This window comes from Actinoplanes derwentensis, assembly GCF_900104725.1.
In the GTDB taxonomy this organism is placed as follows: domain Bacteria; phylum Actinomycetota; class Actinomycetes; order Mycobacteriales; family Micromonosporaceae; genus Actinoplanes; species Actinoplanes derwentensis.
Map to the genome: position 1 here is coordinate 4,952,342 of NZ_LT629758.1, position 18,448 is coordinate 4,970,789.

Sequence of the window (18,448 nt, forward strand, 5' to 3'; positions counted from 1 at the left end):
GATGGCCCGTAGCCGGGGCTCGATCCGGGGCCGGATGGTCCGCATGCTGGCGCTTCCGGTCGCGGCCATGCTGCTGTTGCTCTCCGCCGTGGTGGCCGAGGAGTACTCCACGTACCGCCTCGCCGCCCGCACCGACCACGCGCTCACCCTCGACCTGGCCGTGCAGTCCCTGGTCCAGGAGGTGCAGACCGAACGCGGCGTCACCCTCGGCATGCTGGCCGGCAACGCCGGTCTCGGCGCCGAGGTGCCGGGCGCCCGGCAGCGGGTCGACGAGCGGCGGGCCGCGGTACGGCAGCTGGTCGACGAACGTGGCGACCTGGACGGGCAGGTCACCGAGGCCCTCGAACGAGCCGGGGAACTGGCCGGGATCCGCGCCGACGTGGACACCGGCGACGCCGGGCGGGCCGGGGTGTTCGAGGACTACAACGAGGTCGTCGACGACCTCGGCGAGGTGTACTTCGCCCTGGACAACGCCGGCGACGCCCCGATGCGGCTCGGCACCGAGTCCCTGGCGATGCTCAACCTGGCCAAGGAGGCGACCGCCCGGCAACGGGCCTTCCTCAGCGGCGTCTTCTCAGCCGGTGGTTTCGCCGAGGGCGAGTTCCTGCGGTTCGTGCAGTTGCGGGCCGCGCTGGACGCCTCGATCGACGAGTTCGAGGAGTACGCCACCCCGGAGGCGATCGCCGCCAAGGACCGGCTGTACAGCAGCGGTCCGGCCCAGCGCGCCGAACAGTTGCAGAACCGCGCGCTGCGTTCCGGCGACGGGCAGGCGATCCGGGCCGACCCGCAACTGTGGTGGACCACCACCGGCCCGGTGCTCGACGACCTGGCCGCCCTGGCCCGGACCATCGGCGACTCGCTCCGGGACCGCGCCCGCGTCCTGCTCGACGAGGCGAACCTGCGGATGGCCGGGCTCGGCGCGACGGTCCTGGTCTGCGTCGCCATCGCGATCTACCTGGGTACGATCGCCGCCCGGTCGATCGCGAGCCCTCTCGCCGGGCTGGCCGCCGAGGCGAACCGGCTGGCCGGGCAGCGACTGCCGGAGGCGGTTCGCCGCGCCGCCGACGGGCAGAACGCCGAACCACCCGGCCCGGTACTGGTCAGCGAACACGCCAGCGCCGAGATGCAACTGGTGGCGGACGCCTTCGACCGGGTACAGGGCACCGCCTACACCCTCGCCACCGAACAGGCCGAACTGCGCCGGGCCGCCTCCGAGTCGCTGGCCAACCTGGGCCGCCGCAACCAGAACCTGCTGCGCCGCCAGCTCGGTTTCATCACCCGCCTGGAACAGGAGGAGTCCGACCCGGCCGGTCTGGCGAACCTGTTCGAACTGGACCATCTGGCCACCCGGATGCGGCGCAACGCGGAGAGCCTGCTGGTGCTCGTCGGCGCGGCCAGCCCTCGGCAGTGGTCGAGCCCGGTGCCGATGACCGACGTGATCCGGGCCGCGGTGTCCGAGGTCGAGGAGTACCGGCGGGTGTCGTTGCGGCGGCTGGACGACACCCTGGTCTCCGGCACCGTGGTCAGCGGGCTGGCACACATGCTCGCCGAACTGATCGAGAACGGTCTGGCCTACTCGCCGCCGGATCTGGACGTGGAGATCCACGGGCGGCGGGTCGACGACGGCTATCTGATCGCGATCTGCGATCAGGGGGTCGGGATGAACACCGAGGAACTGGACCGGTCCAATCGGCGGCTGCGGGGTGAGGGCGACTTCATCACCGCTCCGGCCCGGTTCCTCGGGCATTACGTGGTCGGGCGGCTCGCCGCCGACATGGGCGTCGGCGTGGAGCTGGCCCGGTCGGCGGTGACCGGGGTGACCGCCCGGGTCACGGTGCCCACGGAACTGCTGACCGAACCGGCACCGCTGCCCGAGCGAAAGCCGGAGACGAAGCCACTGGCGGCGAGAACGCCGGAGACGAAGCCACTGACGGACAGCCGGGAACCGGGCCCCCGCCCACTGCCGGCCGAGATCGACTACGTCGTGGTCGACACCGGTCACACCGACAGTGGCCATACCGCCAACGGCCTGCGTAAACGTGTCCCCCGGGCACGCCGGGCCGAACCGGCGCCACGCAAGACGGTGGAGCCGGCACCGCCGCACGATCCCGAGGTGGTCCGTTCCCGGCTCACCGCCCTGCGCCAGGGCATCCAGCGCGGAGCCGGCCAGGCCCGGCACGCCGTTCCAGAGGAGATCTCGTGAGCGTCGAGGCGCCCACCGCCGACCGGCACCAGCTCGATTGGCTGCTCGGCAACTTCGTCCACCAGACCGACGGGGTCCGCGACGCGGTGGCGGTCTCCTCCGACGGCCTGCTGATCGCCGCCTCGGAGGGGCTGGACCGGGCCGAGGCCGACCAGCTCGGCGCGATCGTCTCCAGCATGGCGAGCCTGGCCCGCAGCGCGTCCCGCCGCTACGACTTCGACGGCCTCAAACTCCTGATGATCGAGATGATCCGGGGTTTCCTGGTGATCTCGGTGATCCCGGGCGGCAGCTGCCTGGGCGTGGTGGCCACCGGGGACAGCGACCCGGGGCTGGTCGGCTACGAGATCTCGATGCTCGCCGAACGGTTCGGTGACCTGCTGACCCCGGCTCTGATCGCCGCGTCCCGGCAGCGGCTACCCCGATGAACACCGACGATCCGCTGGTACGGCCGTTCATGCTCACCGGTGGGCGGACCCAGCCACTGCACGACGGGCTACGGATCGAGACCCAGTTGTACGCCGCACCGGCCGCCCTGTCCGCTCCCCTGCGATTCGAGGCCCGGCACGTGGTCGAGCTCTGCCAGAAGCCCAGGTCGATAGCCGATCTGGCGTCCGCCCTGCAGGCCCCGCTCGGGGTGGTCCGGGTGATCGTCGCCGACCTGATCACCCAGGGGCTGCTGCGGGCCGGGGACCTGCCCGGCGAACCGGCCGTGGCGCTGATCGAGAGGATCCGGGACCGTGTTCGGGCGCTCTAGCACGATGGAGGCTCCCGCCCCGACGGCGGTGAAGATCGTCGTGAGTGGCGGTTTCGGGGTCGGCAAGACCACGTTCGTGGGCGCGATCTCGGAGATCGAGCCGCTGGTGACCGAAGCCGAGATGACCGAGAAGTCGATCGGGGTCGACGACACGACAGCGGTCGCCGCCAAGACCACCACCACTGTCGCGCTGGACTTCGGACGGATCACCCTGGACGAGACGCTGCTGCTCTACCTGTTCGGGACGCCGGGGCAGGACCGGTTCGCGTTCCTCTGGGACGACCTGGTCGACGGGGCGCTCGGTGCGATCGTGCTGGTCGACACCCGGCGGATCGAGGACTGTTTCCCGGCCATCGACTACTTCGAGGAGCAGGAGATCCCGTTCGTCATCGGAGTCAACGCCTTCGAGGGGGCCCGCCGGTTCGACCCGGCGGAGGTCCGGGACGCGCTCGGACTGGCCGACACCATGCCGCTGATGGAGTGCGACGCCCGGCATCGTGAGTCGGTCAAGGCAGTCCTGGTGGCCCTCACCGAGCGTGTGCTGGCCCGCCGTCGTGCAGGGTAAGAAGGTCGCGCAGTGTGAGTAAGGGTCGCATTCGGCCCGGCGGTCGCGGGGCGGCAGTGCGGCGACGCCTGCCTCGCGCGGTGGTGGCAGGGCTTTGGTGCGGCGTACTAAATCTCGGTCAAAAGACCCTCTGCCTCGACGTAGACGGCGGCCGTCGCCGGGCAGACCCAGATGGTGGCGGTCGTCGCGATCAGCGGGCGCCCGGCCCGGCCGACCCAGCCGACACGGCGGGCCGGGACGCCGACCACCAGGGCGAAGTCGGGGACGTCCTTGGTGACGACGGCTCCGGCGGCCACCAGTGCCCAGCGGCCGACGGTGACCGGGGCGACGCACACCGCGCGGGCGCCGATCGCCGCGCCCTCACCGACGGTGACACCGACAGCGGTCCAGTCGTCGCCGGTCTTGAGGCGGCCGTCGGGAGTGACGGCGCGCGGGTACTCGTCGTTGGTGAGCACCGCGGCGGGGCCGACGAAGACGCCGTCGGCGAGGCGGGCCGGTTCGTAGACGAGGGCGCCGTTCTGGAGTTTGCAGTTGTCGCCGAGGACGACTCCGGGGCCGATGTAGGCGCCGCGGCCGACGGTGCAGTTCCGGCCGACAGTGGCGTCCTCACGAACCTGGGCGAGGTGCCAGATCCGGGTTCCGGCGCCGATCACGGCCTTCTCGTCGACGTCTGCGGTGGAGGCGATCATGCGTGGCCTTTCGAACGGAGACAGCGGGCCACAGGGTAGTACCCGGAGACGGGAATCAATGTCGGCTACCCGACCCGATCGTCCATTCTGGCCATTGGTGCGTGCCGCCCCTGACCGTCAGGCGGACCCGGTTGACCGAAGGTATCGGCCTCACCCCCGGCATCGCCTGAAATCCTTTCACGGTCTGGCGTCCGGCCACAGAGGATCGATAGCTTTCCGAACGGACCGCGTCCGATGTCCGTCCACCATGCCCGGACGCACCCCTGACGAAAAGGATCTCCGTGAATCCTCCTATCGGCGTGGCCGTCGTCGGAGCCGGCTACTGGGGCCCCAACCTGGTCCGCAACTTCCAGGGCAGCCCGGCCTTCCACCTGCGCCGGCTCTGTGACCTGGACGTCGAACGGGCCCAGCGGGTGCTCGGCGGCTACTCCACCGTCGAGGTCTCCGCCGACCTCGGCGAGGTGCTCGCCGACCCGTCGATCGACGCGGTCGCCATCGCCACCCCGGCCGGCACCCATCTCCCGGTCGCGATGGCCGCGTTGCGCGCCGGCAAACACGTGCTGGTCGAGAAGCCCTTGGCGGCCACCTACCAGGAGGGCCTGCAGCTGGTCGAGGAAGCCGACCGGCGCGGCCTGACGCTGATGTGCGACCACACCTACTGCTACACCCCGGCGGTGCTGCGGATCCGCGAGTTGCTCGCCGCCGGCGAGCTGGGCGAACTGCACTTCCTCGATTCGGTACGGATCAACCTGGGTCTCGTCCAGCGCGACATCGACGTGATCTGGGATCTGGCGCCGCACGACCTGTCGATTCTCGACTTCGTGCTGCCGCCCGCGGTTCGCCCGATCGCGGTGGCCGCGCACGGTGCCGACGGGATCGGCGCCGGCCGGGCCTGCATCGCCTACCTGACGCTGCAGCTCAGCAACGGTGCCATCGCGCACATCCACGTGAACTGGCTGTCCCCGGTGAAGGTGCGGACTGCGATCTTCGGCGGCTCCAAGCGCACCCTGGTCTGGGACGACCTGAACCCGAGTCAGCGGCTGTCGCTCTACGACCGTGGGGTGGACGTCTCGGCGCCCGAGGAACTGGGCGACGAGCAGCGGCGCGACATCCTGGTGTCGTACCGGTCCGGCGACATGGTCGCGCCCGCACTCACCGAGCGGGAGGCGCTGCGGACCATGGTCGACGAGTTCGCGCGGGCCATCACCACCGGGACTCCGGCACTGACCGACGGCCGGTCCGGGCTTCGGGTGCTGGAGATCCTCCAGGCGGCGTCACGCAGCCTGACCGAAGGCGGAACCATGATCAAGCTGGACGAAGGGCACATGTCGTGAGTGGGGTAGAGATCGAGGGCGCGCGCGCTCTCGTCACCGGCGGGGCGGGCACGATCGGCTCGCACGTCGTCGACGAACTGGTGCGCGGGGGCGCGGCGGAGATCGTCGTTCTCGACAACTTCGTGCGAGGGCGGGCTTCCAATGTGGCGCCGCACGGTTCGGTTCGGATCGTCGACGGCGACATCCGGGACGTCTCGCTCGTCAAGGAGCTGACCGCGGGTAAGGATCTCATCTTCCACCTGGCGGCGATCCGGATCACGCAGTGTGCCGAGGAACCGCGGCTCGCCAACGAGGTACTCGTCGACGGCACCTTCAACGTGATCGAAGCCGCCGCCGAGGCCGGGGTGCGCAAGCTGATCGCGTCGTCGTCGGCGTCGGTCTACGGGCTGGCCGAGCAGTTCCCGACGAACGAGCGGCACCACCCGTACAACAACGACACGTTCTACGGCGCGGCGAAGGCCTTCAACGAGGCGACACTGCGCAGTTTCAAGGCGATGAAGGATCTGGACTACGTCGCGTTGCGCTACTTCAACGTGTACGGGCCCCGGATGGACATCCACGGCCTCTACACCGAGGTGCTGATCCGCTGGATGGAACGCATCGAGGCGGGCGAGCCGCCGCTGATCCTCGGTGACGGCCTGGCGACGATGGACTTCGTGCACGTGGCCGACATCGCCCGCGCCAACATCCTGGCCGCCCGCGCCGACGTCACCGACGAGGTCTTCAACATCGCCAGCCACACCGAGACCAGCCTGGTCGACCTGGCCGCCGCGCTCAGCGCCGTGATGAAGTCGGATCTGGCTCCGGTGCACGGCCCGGCCCGCGCGGTCAACGGGGTGACCCGCCGGCTGGCCGACATCTCCCTGGCCGAGCGGAAACTCGGCTGGAAACCGGAACTCACCCTGGAACAGGGCCTGCAGGGTCTCGTCGACTGGTGGCGGGCGTCCCAGTGATCCCGGTGATGATCCCCGACCTCGGGGAAGAGGAAGCGCAGGCCGCGGCCGACGCGATCCGGTCCGGCTGGGTCGCGCAGGGGCCGCGGGTGGCCCGGTTCGAGACCGAGTTCGCGGCGGCCGTCGGCGGCGGGCACGGGGTGGCGGTCAGTTCCTGCACCACCGGGCTGCACCTGGCGCTGGTGCTGCTCGGCCTCGGGCCCGGCGACGAGGTGATCGTGCCGTCGCTGTCGTTCATCGCCACTGCCAACGCGGTCCGCTACGTCGGGGCCACGCCGGTCTTCGCGGACGTGGAGCTGGCCACCGGGAACCTGACCGTGGAGACCATCGACGCGGTCCGGACGGGACGGACCCGGGCGGTGATCGCGGTGCATCAGGGCGGGGTGCCGTTCGACACGGTGGCGCTGCGGAAGGCGGCTGACGACTGGGGTGTGGCTCTGGTCGAGGACGCGGCGTGTGCGGCGGGTTCGATGGCTTACGGACGGCCAGCCGGAGCTGAGGCAGGTATTGCGGCGTGGTCCTTCCACCCGCGAAAACTGATCACCACCGGTGAAGGCGGCATGGTCACCGTCGCCTCGGCCGACGACGCCACCCGGTTGAAGCGTCTGCGGGAACACGGGATGAACGTCTCCGCCGCCGACCGGCACGCCTCGAAGCAGCCGGTGATCGAGGCTTATCTGGAGACGGCGTTCAACTACCGGATGACCGATATCCAGGCTGCTGTCGGCCTGGTTCAGTTGGGTAAATTGTCCGCTTTAGTAAAGCAGCGACGGCAGCTCGCGGCGCGCTACCAGTCCCTTTTGGCCGACATCAACGGACTTATCGCCATCAGGGACCCGGCATACGGCCAGACGAACTACCAGTCGTTCTGGGTGCTGCTGGACGGCTTCCCGGTGGGACGCGACGAGGTCCTCGCCGAGCTGGCGAGAAAGGGTGTCTCCGCCCGGCGGGGCATCATGGCCGCCCACCTGGAACCGGCCTACGCCGACGTCACCCCCGGCCCGCTGCCGGTGACCGAACGGATCACCCGCGAGTCGCTGATCCTGCCCCTGCACCACAAACTCACCGAAGCCGACCAGGACCACATCACCGGCGTGCTGCGCGAGCTGGCCACCCGGTGAAAGACCTGGTCATCGTCGGAGCCGGCGGATTCGCCCGGGAGACCGCCGCGGCGGCCACCGGCTGGCGGGTCCTCGGTTTCGCCGACGACGACCCGGCGCTGATCGGGACCCAGCGTTCGGGTTTGCCGATCCTCGGGCCGGTCGACGGCGTTCGCGACATGGACGCCGCGGTGGTGGTCTGCGTGGGTAATCCACGCGACTATCACGCGCGGCGCCGCATCGTGGAACGTCTCGGCCTGCCCGTGGAGAGGTACGCCACCGTCGTGCACCCGTCGGTCTCGATCGGGGCCGGCAGCAGTGTCGGCGCCGGTTCGGTGCTGCTGGCCGGCACGGTCCTGACCGCCGACGTGACGGTGGGCCCGCACGTGGCCGTCATGCCGCAGGCCGTGCTCACCCACGACGACCTGATCAGCCCGTACGCCACGATCGCCTCCGGGGTTCGCCTGGGCGGTGCGGCGGTCCTGTCCGAGGGCGCCTACGTCGGGGCCGGCGCGCTGGTCCGGGAGGGCGTGACCGTCGGCGCCTGGTCGCTGGTCGGGATGGGTTCGGTCGTGCTGCGTGACGTGCCCGCGCACCAGGTCTGGGCCGGCAACCCGGCCCGTTTCCTCCGTGACTCCAAGGAGCCGACTACATGACCCGCATTCCCCTCGTCGATCTCGCCGCGGCGCACGCTGAGGTGGCCGAAGAGGTCGAGGCCGGATTCAAACGCGTCATCGCCGACACGGCGTTCGTCGGCGGGCCCGAGGTGGCCGCGTTCGAGCGCGAGTACGCGGACTTCGCCGGCCTGCCGCACTGTGTCGGCGTGGCGAACGGCACCGATGCCCTGGAGTTGGCGTTCAAGGCGGTCGGGGTCGGCCCGGGTGACGAGGTGATCCTGCCGGCGAACACGTTCATCGCCACGGCCGAGGCGGTCGCCCGTACCGGGGCCGCGGTGGTGCTGGTGGACTGCGATCCGGACACCTACCTGATCGACGTGGACGCGGCCCTGGCGGCGGTCACCCCGCGGACCAGGGCCATCGCGCCGGTCCACCTCTACGGCCAGCTCGCCCCGGTGGAACGCCTCCGGGCAGCCGGTGTGACGATCGTCGAGGACGCCGCGCAGTCGCAGGGCGCCACCCGGCACGGCCTCGGTTCCGGGGTCGACGGGATCGCGGCGACCAGCTTCTATCCGGGCAAGAACCTGGGCGCGTACGGCGACGCCGGTGCGGTCACCACCTCGTCCGAGGAATGGGCGACCGCGGTCCGCACTCTCGGCAGCCACGGTGGCCTGCGCAAATACCACCACGACGTGGTCGGGGTGAACAGTCGCCTGGACGGTCTGCAGGCGGTCGTGCTGCGGGCCAAGCTGGCCCGGCTGGCCGTCTGGAACGAGCAGCGGCGGGCGGCGGCGGCCCGTTACGACGAGTTGCTGAAGGACTTCGACCAGGTGGTACGCCCGGTCGTGCTGGACGGCAACGTCCCGGTCTGGCACATCTACTGCGTTCGGGTGCCGAACCGCGACGACGTGCTGGCGAAGCTGAACGCGGCGGGGGTCGGCGCGGCCATCCACTACCCGATCCCGGTGCACCATACCGGCGCGTTCGCGTCGCTCGGCGGCCGTTTCCCGAACGCCGAGCGGGTCGCCGGCGAGATCCTGTCCCTGCCGATCTACCCGCAGATCACCCCGGACCAGCAGGCCCGGGTCGCCGACCTGCTGAGGAAAGCGTGTATGTAACAGTCCGGGACCGTCCGGCCGCGGGGAGTTCCGCGACCGGGCGTGTCGCCACGACCGTGCTGCTGCTGGGCACGGTGAGTCTGCTGACCGATGTGTCGTCCGAGATGGTGGCGTCGGTGCTGCCGCTCTACCTGACCATGGCGGTCGGGTTGAGCCCGGTGGCGTACGGCTTCCTGGACGGCATGTACCAGGGGGTCAGCGCCTTCCTGCGGATCGCCGGAGGATATGCCGGGGACCGGGGCGGCCAGCCCAAGTGGGTGGCGGTGGCCGGTTACGGGGCGTCGGCGCTCAGCCGGATCGCGATGCTCCCGGCCACTGGTTTCGCCGCGATCACCGCCGTCGTCACCGTCGACCGCCTGGGCAAGGGGCTGCGCACCGCGCCCCGGGACGCGCTGATCGCCGAGTCCTCCGACCCGGCGATGCTGGGCCGCTCGTTCGGGGTGCACCGGGCTCTCGACACGGTCGGCGCCGCGCTCGGGCCGCTTGTCGCGTTCGCGCTGCTGGCGAGTGTGCCGGGCAGCTTCGACTCGATCTTCGTGGTGTCGTTCGCGTTCGCCGTCGTCGGCTTGGCGGTGCTGGTGCTGTTCGTGCCGAACCTGCGGACCGCCGCCGGGACGGCCCGGATCGGGTTGCGGCGCACCCTGCGCGAGGTGGGCGGGCGCCGGTTACGGAGGCCGTTGCTGGCCGCCGGGGTGCTCGGGCTGCTGACCGTCGGGGACGGGTTCCTCTACCTGACGTTGCAGGACCGGGACGACTTCGCGGCGGTCTGGTTCCCGCTGTTGTACGTGGGGACGAACGTCGCGTACCTGGCCCTCGCGGTGCCGTTGGGCCGTCTCGCCGACCGTGTCGGCCGGGCCCGGGTGCTGGTCGGCGGGCACGTCGCGCTGCTGGCCTGCTATCTGCTCGGGGCGCTGCCGTCCGGCGGGGTCGCGCTGACGGTGGCGGTCCTGCTGCTGCTAGGGGTGTTCTACGCGGCCACCGACGGGGTGCTGCCCGCTCTGGTCAGCCGTCTCATCCCGGCCGAGGCGCGGGGCAGTGGGATCGCGGCCGCGCAGACCGTGGTGGCGCTGGCCCGGTTCGCGTCGTCGGTGCTGTTCGGCCTGATGTGGAGTGTGCAGGGCCCGTCCCAGTCACTGCTGGTCTTCGCCGGGCTGCTGCTGGTGGCGATCCCGTTCATCGGCTGGCTGTTGCGCGGGGTGGAATCGTGAGTCTCCGGTTTAGGATCGCCCTGCTCTCGGCCGTGTTGCTGCTGGCCGTGATCGGCGCGACCGGATACGTACTCAATATCAGGAAAAATCAGGCTACGGCGCTCGCCGCGGCGCCCGTGGTCCCGCAAGGCGGCGATCTCACCACCCTGCGGGCCGCACCGCACCTGGTCTTCCGCAGCACCGCCCTGGGTCCGGAGTACGGACGGGTGGCAGTGGTCCCGCTGAGTGCCCCGGACGGGCCGCGAACGTTCACACCGGCCTCATGTGAGCGGGTCTACGCGACGAACGATGACGCGATCTGCCTGTCCGCCAAACGCGGACTCGTCACGACTTATCAGGCCCAACTGCTCGACTCGTCGTGGGCCAAGAGCCGGGAGCTGACCCTGACCGGGATTCCCAGCCGGGCCCGGCTCTCCCGGGATGGGACTCTGGCCGCCACCACCACGTTCGTCTTCGGTGATTCCTACGCCAACCCGGGCCAGTTCTCCACCCGCACGGTCGTCACCCGGACCGCCGGTGCCGAGGTCGGCGACATCGAGGACTTCAAGCTGGTCGTCGGCGGGAAGGCGATCACCGCGGCGGACAAGAACCTGTGGGGCGTCACGTTTCACGACGACGACAAGTTCTACGCCACGGCGGCTTCCGGTGGGACGACGTGGCTGGTCGAAGGGAGCCTGTCCGGTCGTACCGTCAAGGCTCTGCGCAGTGATGTGGAATGCCCGTCGCTCTCCCCCGACCGCACCCGGGTCGCGTTCAAGAAGCACGGCGATCTGCCGGCCGGCCGGTGGCGACTGGCCGTCCACGACCTGCGCACCGGCACCGAGACCGTGCTCGCCGAACAACACAGCGTCGACGACCAGGTCGAATGGCTCGACGACGGCACGGTGATCTACGGGCTGCCGCGGCAGGCCGACGGAACCGCGTCCAGCGACGTGTGGGCGGTGCCCGCCGACGGTTCCGGTACTCCCCGAGTTCTGATCAAGGACGCCTGGTCCCCGGCCGTCGTCCGCTAGAGAGGACCGAACATTGAAGGCGCTCTGGATACGCCGGGGGCTGGCCACCGGGCTCGGGGTGGTCGTGCTCGCCGCCACCGGATATGTCGCGCTCCAGTACCGGGACGGCGCCGCCACCCCGGCACCCGAACCGGCCGCGGGTGAGCCACTGGTCGGCGACCCGTCGGCGCTGGTGAACTCGGCGCCACCGTCGCTCGTCCCGTCGGCCCCGGCCCCCTCGGCCGTGTCGGCACTGCCCAGCCCGTCGAAATCGGTCAAGCCATCGCCCACCAAGGCCGCAAAACCGGGCACCGGTGGTTTCCCCGGCGCGCACAACACCGGTGTCCCGGCCGGCACGAATCTGAGCCGCTACTCCGGGCCGTGCACCGTCACCAAGAGCAACACCGTGGTCAGCGGCAAGACGATCGACTGCGACCCGTTCCTGATCAACGCGAAGAACGTGGTGATCCGCAGGAGCCTGGTCAAGGGCACGCTGACCACCACCGAGGCGACCGGCTACTCGTTCACCCTCGAGGACTCCGAGGTCGCCGCCGGGATGTGGCAGGGCCCGGCCGTGCTGAGCACCAACATGACGATCCGCCGGTCGAACATCCACGGTGGTCAGACGTCGGTGAGCTGTTACGCCAACTGCGACATCCGTGACTCGTGGCTGCACGGCCAGCTGCTCAAGGACGGCACCGAGTGGCACCTCGGCGGGTTCCTCGCCAACGACACCGGCGGCAGCGGGCGCAGCAACGTGACCCTGATCCACAACACGATCGTCTGCGACGCGGCCACCAACAGCGCGGGCGGCGGCTGCTCCGGCAACGTCAACCTGTTCCCCGACTTCGGGCCGGTCTCCGGAATCCTGATCCGGAACAACTACCTGGGTGCCAGCCCGCACGTCTCCTACTGCCTCTACGGCGGCTCCGAGGAGAACAAACAGTTCAACGACGGGGTCCGGGACATCGTCGTCGAGGACAACGTCTTCGAGCGTGGCGCCAACAAGAAATGCGGCGGGTACGGGCCGGTCACCAGCTTCAACACCAAGCTCCCCGGCAACCGCTGGGCCAACAACATCTGGTCGGACGGCAAGCCGGTCCCGCCGGCCAACTGAGAGTCGAGAACGATGCGAGCCTTCCTCTGCGTGTCCCTCGGGCCGGACGCCCCCGAGCACCTGCGCCGCCCCGCCCAGGCGGCCGTCGACTGCCTGACCGACCCGGACACCGCCGTCGACCACATCGAGGAGACCCCGGCCGGGTGGCTGGCCGGTGCGGGGGCCGAGGAGGGCGATCTGCTGCCGGCTTTCGGCGGGGCCTTCGTCGTACGGCTGGCCCGTGCCGTTCGTACCCGCGAATCCGCGGTGGCCACCGCCGACCTTTCAGCGCTGCTGGCCACCGGTGGGCCCGCCCTCGCCGAGTTGCTGCCGCCGTTCGCCGCGGCCTGCCGCCAGACCGCCGGAGCCCCGGTGGTCGTCGCCGGTGACTGGCTCGGTTTCCGGCAGCTCTACCGCTGGACCGCCCCCGGCGTGGCCGCCGTCTCCACCAGCGCGCGTGCTCTCGCGGTGCTGGCCGGCGGCGGTTTCGACGACGGCGGTCTGGGCGCCCAGGCCCTGATCGGCTGGCAGATCGGCGACGCGACGATCTTCCCCGGAGTGACCGCGCTGCCTCCGGCGACGATCGCGACCCTGCACCAGGGCAAGATCATCACTCGGCGGTACGCCGACCCGGTCCAGCGTCCGGCGCAGACCCCGGACCTGGACGACGCCGTCGCCGAGATGGCCGACATCCTGCGCACGTTCTCCGGCGCCTACGTCGGCCGGCACCCGGACACCGTCCTGCAGCTGACCGGCGGCCACGACTCCCGCATCCTGCTCGCCGCGGTGCCGCCGGAACGGCGGGCCGGACTGCGCGCGATGACCCTCGGCACCCCCGGCAGCGCCGACGTCCGGATCGCCGCCGACCTGTCGCACCGCCTGGGCCTGCGGCATCAGGTGCACCGGATGGACGAGCAACGCTGGCCCGAACCGGAAGAGGCCCACCACCTGGCGCTGGTGGCCGCACGCGCCCTGGAGTGCCTGGCCAGCCCACTCGCACTGGCGCCGCTGCTGCTCGCGGAGAGCCACCTGGAACAGGGACACCGGCTGTCCGGGCTGGGCGGTGAGGTGGCCCGCGGTTTCTACTACGCCGGGCAGCCCTCGAGCGCGGTGACGTCCCCGCAGCTGATCGAACGGCTGGCCCAGTGGCGGCTGTTCAGCAACGAGGCGGTCGCCCCGGCGGCGCTGCGGCCCGAGGTATTGGCCGCCGCCCGCGCCTCGACCCTCGACCGCCTCGGCGAGGCGTTCCCGGCCGGGGACTGGCTGCGCGCCACCGACGACTTCTACCTGCTGCACCGGATGCACCGCTGGGCCGGGGTACACGGCACGGTCGCCGCGGTCCGCCGCCACTTCATCAACCCGATGTTCGACCGCCGGTTCATCGAACTGGCCCTGGCGGTGGCGCCCGCCGACAAACGCGACTCGCAACTGCTGGGCCGTCTGATGACCCGCCTCGACCCGGAACTGGCGGCGATCCCGCTGGACACCGGCCTGGTCCCGGCCCTGCTGGGCACCCGGTCGCTGCGCAGCCGGATCGCCACCCGGACCGTCGACGCCCGAAAGATCGCCGGAAAGGTGAGCCAGCGCCTGACCCGGGGCCGCCGCCCGCAACTGGGTGCCACCGAGTACGCCGCACTGGTCCTGGCCCACTGGCGGGCCGACCCGAAGGCGTGCGCCGCCCTGCACTCCGTTCCGGCGCTGCGCCCCGAATGGCTCGACGGCCTGCTGAACGGCACCCACGGCGCCGACGCCACCACGATCGCGTTCCTGATCAACCTGCTGGCGGCGGCCCCGGAGGACTGACTCCGGCGGTCACCGGCCCCGCTGTCCGGGCGGCGGATAACCGGGACAGCCGGGCTGCAGTAGTTGACGGCGCATTTGTTGTTCCGCCTGACGATCTTGTCGCGGTCGGCCGGGATCACGGCGTCGAAGATCAGGTCCCGAAGTCGTTGCCAACCGCGCCGCCGGGCGCGGGCCTGTTCGGCCGCCCGTCCCCGGTGCTGGTGGTGACAATCCTGGTCGGTGCGGCTTCGTTCGCACCCATGTCAGATTTCCTTCGCGGTCAAGGGACACCTGAGCTGGGGGTGTGCTGATGCGCCAGAGCCGCGTCATGGAGCTGGACCCCGCCCCTCGGCTCGACAGCGCCGGAGGTCTTCCCGGTGCGGTCTCGGCGTGTTGATCGTGCGCCCGGTTGCGGGCCTGGTTCGTGTCACACGTCTTCGAACCGTCGCACGGGGTCTGGTTCGCATTCTCCGCCCGTGCGTCCCGGCACGGTCTGGGACTCTCCTGCTGAGCACTGGCGGCGGCGTTCGTGCAAGCGGTGATTTGTCAGCGCGATCGGGAGCCAGCCGTCAGCGACATTCGGCCCCGCCTCGTCAGCCCGAACTGATCGGATGTTCGTGAAACAAGCGCCGCTTGTTGATCAAACGGGCGCGGCCCGACGTCAGCGCCGGACGCTGAGTCATTCTCCATAAACCCCGCCCGGTCCGGCCATGAACGACGGGGCGATGCACACTCATGCTTGATATGCAGGTAATCCTTGGTGATCCACGGCATGTTTGTGCTGGTGGATCGGGTATTGAAGGGTGCCTGGATGTCGGCGTGGGGTTGTCTTCGGTTGGTGCGGTCTCGGGACGCGGCTGGTGGTCTGGTCGTGCGGTTCGGGGTGGCGGTGCTGGATGCGTATCTGGAGTTCCTGGCGGTGCGGTCACGGCCGAACACGGTGGTCGCGGTTGCGTATGACCTGAAGGTGTTCTTCACCGTGGTCGCCAAGGCACCAGGCCGGGTCAGCGCGGCGGACGTGCTGGCGTTCGTGACCGCGCAGTATGCCGGTGGTCCGGCCGGGCGGCTGCAAGTCGCCGGTGAGGGCGGCGGAGTGTCAGCGCGGACGGTCCGTCGGCGGTTGTCGAGCGTGTCCGGGCTGTTCGCATTCCTGCAGGCCCGCGGTGACGTCGAGGCGAACCCGGTGCCCCGCGGTCTGCCGACCCGTCGGGAACGGCAGCGTCCCCGGCAAGGCGTTCCGCTGGTGCGGACCCCACGCACCCTGCCACGGATTCTGCAGCCGGTCCAGGTCGATGCGCTGCTCGCGGCGTTGCGCACGCACCGGGACCGGGCCATGGCCGAGGCGATGGTGCTCGGCGGGCTGCGCCGCTGCGAGGTCCTCGGGCTGCGTCTGGAAGACCTGCAAGTCGCCGCCCGCCGGGTGTTCATCGCCGAGGGCAAGGGCGGGCATCAACGGCAGATTCCGGTCTCCGGCCGGTTCTTCGCCTCGGTGGCCGGGTATCTGGACGCCGAACGGCCACCGGGCATCGCCACCGACCGGTTGTTCGTCGTGCTCAAGGGCCCGGGCCGGGGCCGGCCGCTGTCGCCGCCCGGGCTCGATCAGATCCTGGAATCGGCCCGGCAGCGGGCCGGCTTGGGCAAGGTGACCTGCCATCAGTTGCGACACACCTGCCTGACCCGGCTGCGGGAGGCCGGCATGGCTCTGGAAGCCGTCCAGGCCCAGGCCGGGCACGCGTCCATCGAGTCCACCCGCATCTACCTGCACCTGGCCGACGACTGGCTGGCCTCGCAATACCGGCGGGCCGCCGAGGCGATCGACGCCCAGCTCTTCTCCGGAAAACCGTTGTCCCACAACGCTTTCAGCGTGATCGAAGGTGGACGGTGACCGGCTCACGACGGCTTCCCGACTGGGACGTGCTGGCCGCCACGATCCCTGACATGGTGACGCCGATGCGCCGCTATCTGGAGCAGCTGGCCTGCATCCTGCGCCCGGGCAGCGTCTCCGGGGCCGACCTGGCCCTGCGGTCCCTGGCAGGCTTCCTGGTCGAGCAGGCGCCCGAGGTCCGCCACGTCGCCGACATCCGCCGCCGGCACATCGAGGACTTCCGGACCTGGCTGACCGACAGGCCCGGCTACCGCACCGGCCGGCTCACCCCGGCCACCCTCGCCCACCGGCTCGGCACCCTGCGCATGTTCTTCGTCCGTATCAGCGACTGGGACTGGCCCGAAGCACCCGCCCGGATCCCGATCATCCCCGCCGACCTGCCCCGCCAGGACCATCCGCTGCCGAAAGCCCTCGACGACCCGTCCGCGGCGAAACTGCTGCGCGCCGCCCAGGCCGACCCTCGCATGCTCACCCGGGTCGTGGTGGAAGTACTGCTGCGCACCGGACTACGGGTCGGCGAGTTCACCGAACTGCGCGCTGACGCGATCGTGCTCATCGGCGCCGCGCACTGGCTGCACGTCCCGGTCGGCAAACTGCGTGAGGACCGCTACCTGCCCCTGCACCCGCACCTGGTCACCTTGATCGGCGACTACCGCACCGCCCACGTCACCGCCGACAATCCGCTGCTGCTGCCTCGGGAGAACGGCCGGCCCCTGGACCGGCACACCGTCACCCGGCTGATCAACAAAGCCGGCACCGCCGCAGGCCTGTCCCACATCCACCCGCACCAGCTGCGGCACACCCTGGCCACCCAGGCCATCAACCGCGGCATGACCCTCGAAGCCATCGCCGCCCTGCTCGGGCACCGCAGCCTCGACATGACCCTGCGCTACGCCAAAATCGCCAACCGCACCGTCGCCGACGAATACTTCGCCGTCACCGAGAAGGTCGAATCCCTTTACCAGCAAGGAAAACCGCTACCCGCCGACATCATCGGGCCCCGCATGGCACGGCTCCGTCGCGAGCACCACCGGCTACTCGGTAACGGCTACTGCACCCGCCCACCCGAACTCGACTGCGCCTTCGAAGCGATCTGCGAGACCTGCACCTTCTTCCAGACCAGCATTGCATTCCGGCCGACCCTGCAAGCCCAGCACGACCACGCCGCCGCCCACGACCAAACCCACCGCGCCGACCTGTTAACCCGCCTCCTGAACGGCCTGGACCAGCAAGCATCATGATCAACTTGACAAGGATTACCTGCATAATGCCGAGTTGAGTGCGTCGGTCCGGTGATCATTTTGTTAAGTTGCGGGCGTGACCCGATTGATGGAGATTGCGTTCTGTCTACCCGCCGCCTCCTCATCCCAACAATTCATTCGTGACCTGCGGCGACTTCTCGCTGACGTCGCCTACGCCTCGAACGGTCCCGCTGATAGCTTGATCTTGAAGCCGCCAGCGCCAGTCTCCGCATGTCCGGTAACTGTGGTCCGGTTGGCCGATGTGACAGCACCCGAGGTAGCCCTCGACATCGGCCGCACTATCGGGCTCGCCGGAAGCGGCCACACCCCCCATCGTGTCAACATAGAGCTGGCCGACCTCGCGGACTGTCTCGCCGGGAACGTCGGACGCATCGATCACGCAGGCGTCAATTTGCCTTCGCAGGCGGTCTCCGTGAAGGAGTGGGACAGCTTGGTGCAGGATATCGCCGCTTCCGCAGCGATGTACCGCTATCCAACCGGGGAGCAGTGGCCGTTCGTGCTTCCATCGACCGGCATGGAACTGAAAACTGACATTCGCGACTTCATCGTCGGCCGCGAACCCCGCTTCGAGCTCGTGTACGACCCCTGGTACCCGTACACAACCTGGCAATTCGCGCTGTGGACAAAGCTGACCCGTACAGAATTGGAGCAGTTGTTCCCGGATCCCGTCGGGATCGCCATTCCCGGCCTTGAGGACATCTTCCGGACCGTATATGTACAGCACAGCTGGCCGGACCTGGAGATTCGTTTTGACCTATGCTTCCGTGTCGACGACAGTCCATCGGACTGGGAAACCGGTGAGTGGCTGGTCAAACAAGGTGGCCGGATCAGGTGCAGGGCTGTTGCGTTCTCGGTCCTTGACCCGCTGAACAGGGATTTCGTGGGGTGAT

17 protein-coding genes are annotated in these 18,448 nt (G+C 70.0%); 16 read left to right on the forward strand and 1 reads right to left on the reverse strand.

Annotated elements, in window-relative coordinates; all coding sequences use genetic code 11:
• Position 1: 1 nt before the first annotated feature.
• The 4 genes from BLU81_RS22020 to BLU81_RS22035 are packed head-to-tail and all read left to right on the forward strand — an operon-like array spanning position 2 to position 3,522.
• Positions 2-2,203, forward strand: coding sequence for a nitrate- and nitrite sensing domain-containing protein (locus BLU81_RS22020; protein WP_092546401.1), 2,202 nt, complete (start codon positions 2-4; stop codon positions 2,201-2,203).
• A complete protein-coding gene (locus BLU81_RS22025; protein WP_092546402.1) occupies positions 2,200-2,628 on the forward strand; it encodes a roadblock/LC7 domain-containing protein in 429 nt (142 codons plus the stop codon). The genes BLU81_RS22020 and BLU81_RS22025 overlap by 4 nt, the downstream gene beginning before the upstream one ends.
• Entirely contained in the window at positions 2,625-2,957 is a 333-nt protein-coding gene (locus tag BLU81_RS22030) for a DUF742 domain-containing protein (RefSeq protein WP_092546403.1), read from the forward strand. Before BLU81_RS22025 ends, BLU81_RS22030 begins: the two co-directional genes overlap by 4 nt.
• A gap of 4 nt (positions 2,958-2,961) precedes the next feature.
• Positions 2,962-3,522, forward strand: coding sequence for a GTP-binding protein (locus BLU81_RS22035; protein ID WP_092546404.1), 561 nt, complete (start codon positions 2,962-2,964; stop codon positions 3,520-3,522).
• A gap of 107 nt (positions 3,523-3,629) precedes the next feature.
• Here the strand turns inward: BLU81_RS22035 and BLU81_RS22040 are convergent, their stop codons facing one another.
• Entirely contained in the window at positions 3,630-4,211 is a 582-nt protein-coding gene (locus tag BLU81_RS22040; protein ID WP_092546405.1) for an acyltransferase, read from the reverse strand.
• A 281-nt stretch (positions 4,212-4,492) separates the two neighbouring features.
• On the opposite strand from BLU81_RS22040, the gene BLU81_RS22045 reads away from it, so the two are divergent.
• The 12 genes from BLU81_RS22045 to BLU81_RS22100 all read left to right on the forward strand — a co-directional run bounded on the left by BLU81_RS22045 (position 4,493) and on the right by BLU81_RS22100 (position 18,447).
• The gene (locus BLU81_RS22045; RefSeq protein WP_231954697.1) at positions 4,493-5,545 is read left to right on the forward strand and encodes a Gfo/Idh/MocA family protein; all 1,053 of its coding nucleotides are present in this window, start codon (positions 4,493-4,495) and stop codon (positions 5,543-5,545) included.
• Positions 5,542-6,498 carry an NAD-dependent epimerase/dehydratase family protein gene (locus tag BLU81_RS22050; protein ID WP_197686344.1) on the forward strand — a complete coding sequence of 319 codons (957 nt, stop codon included), beginning with the start codon at positions 5,542-5,544 and terminating at the stop codon, positions 6,496-6,498. The genes BLU81_RS22045 and BLU81_RS22050 overlap by 4 nt, the downstream gene beginning before the upstream one ends.
• A gap of 8 nt (positions 6,499-6,506) precedes the next feature.
• On the forward strand, positions 6,507-7,619 hold the full coding sequence (locus BLU81_RS22055) for a DegT/DnrJ/EryC1/StrS family aminotransferase (RefSeq protein ID WP_092557459.1): 1,113 nt from the start codon (positions 6,507-6,509) through the stop codon (positions 7,617-7,619).
• Positions 7,616-8,254 (forward strand): acetyltransferase, encoded by a 639-nt coding sequence (locus BLU81_RS22060; RefSeq protein ID WP_092546407.1) that lies wholly within the window; start codon positions 7,616-7,618, stop codon positions 8,252-8,254. The genes BLU81_RS22055 and BLU81_RS22060 overlap by 4 nt, the downstream gene beginning before the upstream one ends.
• Entirely contained in the window at positions 8,251-9,333 is a 1,083-nt protein-coding gene (locus tag BLU81_RS48495) for a DegT/DnrJ/EryC1/StrS family aminotransferase (RefSeq protein WP_157751728.1), read from the forward strand. Before BLU81_RS22060 ends, BLU81_RS48495 begins: the two co-directional genes overlap by 4 nt.
• Positions 9,324-10,541: an MFS transporter gene (locus BLU81_RS22070; protein WP_172890598.1), complete on the forward strand. Its 1,218-nt coding sequence runs from the start codon at positions 9,324-9,326 to the stop codon at positions 10,539-10,541. Before BLU81_RS48495 ends, BLU81_RS22070 begins: the two co-directional genes overlap by 10 nt.
• On the forward strand, positions 10,538-11,554 hold the full coding sequence (locus tag BLU81_RS22075; RefSeq protein WP_157751729.1) for a TolB family protein: 1,017 nt from the start codon (positions 10,538-10,540) through the stop codon (positions 11,552-11,554). The genes BLU81_RS22070 and BLU81_RS22075 overlap by 4 nt, the downstream gene beginning before the upstream one ends.
• 13 nt (positions 11,555-11,567) lie before the next feature.
• Positions 11,568-12,650, forward strand: a complete 1,083-nt coding sequence (locus tag BLU81_RS22080) for a hypothetical protein (protein ID WP_092546410.1) — start codon at positions 11,568-11,570, stop codon at positions 12,648-12,650.
• A 12-nt stretch (positions 12,651-12,662) separates the two neighbouring features.
• Complete coding sequence (locus BLU81_RS22085; protein WP_157751730.1) at positions 12,663-14,432, forward strand: asparagine synthetase B family protein; 1,770 nt, start codon at positions 12,663-12,665, stop codon at positions 14,430-14,432.
• 817 nt (positions 14,433-15,249) lie between these two features.
• A complete protein-coding gene (locus BLU81_RS22090) occupies positions 15,250-16,296 on the forward strand; it encodes a tyrosine-type recombinase/integrase (RefSeq protein ID WP_197686345.1) in 1,047 nt (348 codons plus the stop codon).
• Positions 16,293-17,537 (forward strand): tyrosine-type recombinase/integrase, encoded by a 1,245-nt coding sequence (locus BLU81_RS22095; RefSeq protein WP_092546412.1) that lies wholly within the window; start codon positions 16,293-16,295, stop codon positions 17,535-17,537. Before BLU81_RS22090 ends, BLU81_RS22095 begins: the two co-directional genes overlap by 4 nt.
• 76 nt (positions 17,538-17,613) lie before the next feature.
• Positions 17,614-18,447, forward strand: a complete 834-nt coding sequence (locus BLU81_RS22100) for a hypothetical protein (RefSeq protein ID WP_092546413.1) — start codon at positions 17,614-17,616, stop codon at positions 18,445-18,447.
• Position 18,448 lies beyond the last annotated feature (1 nt).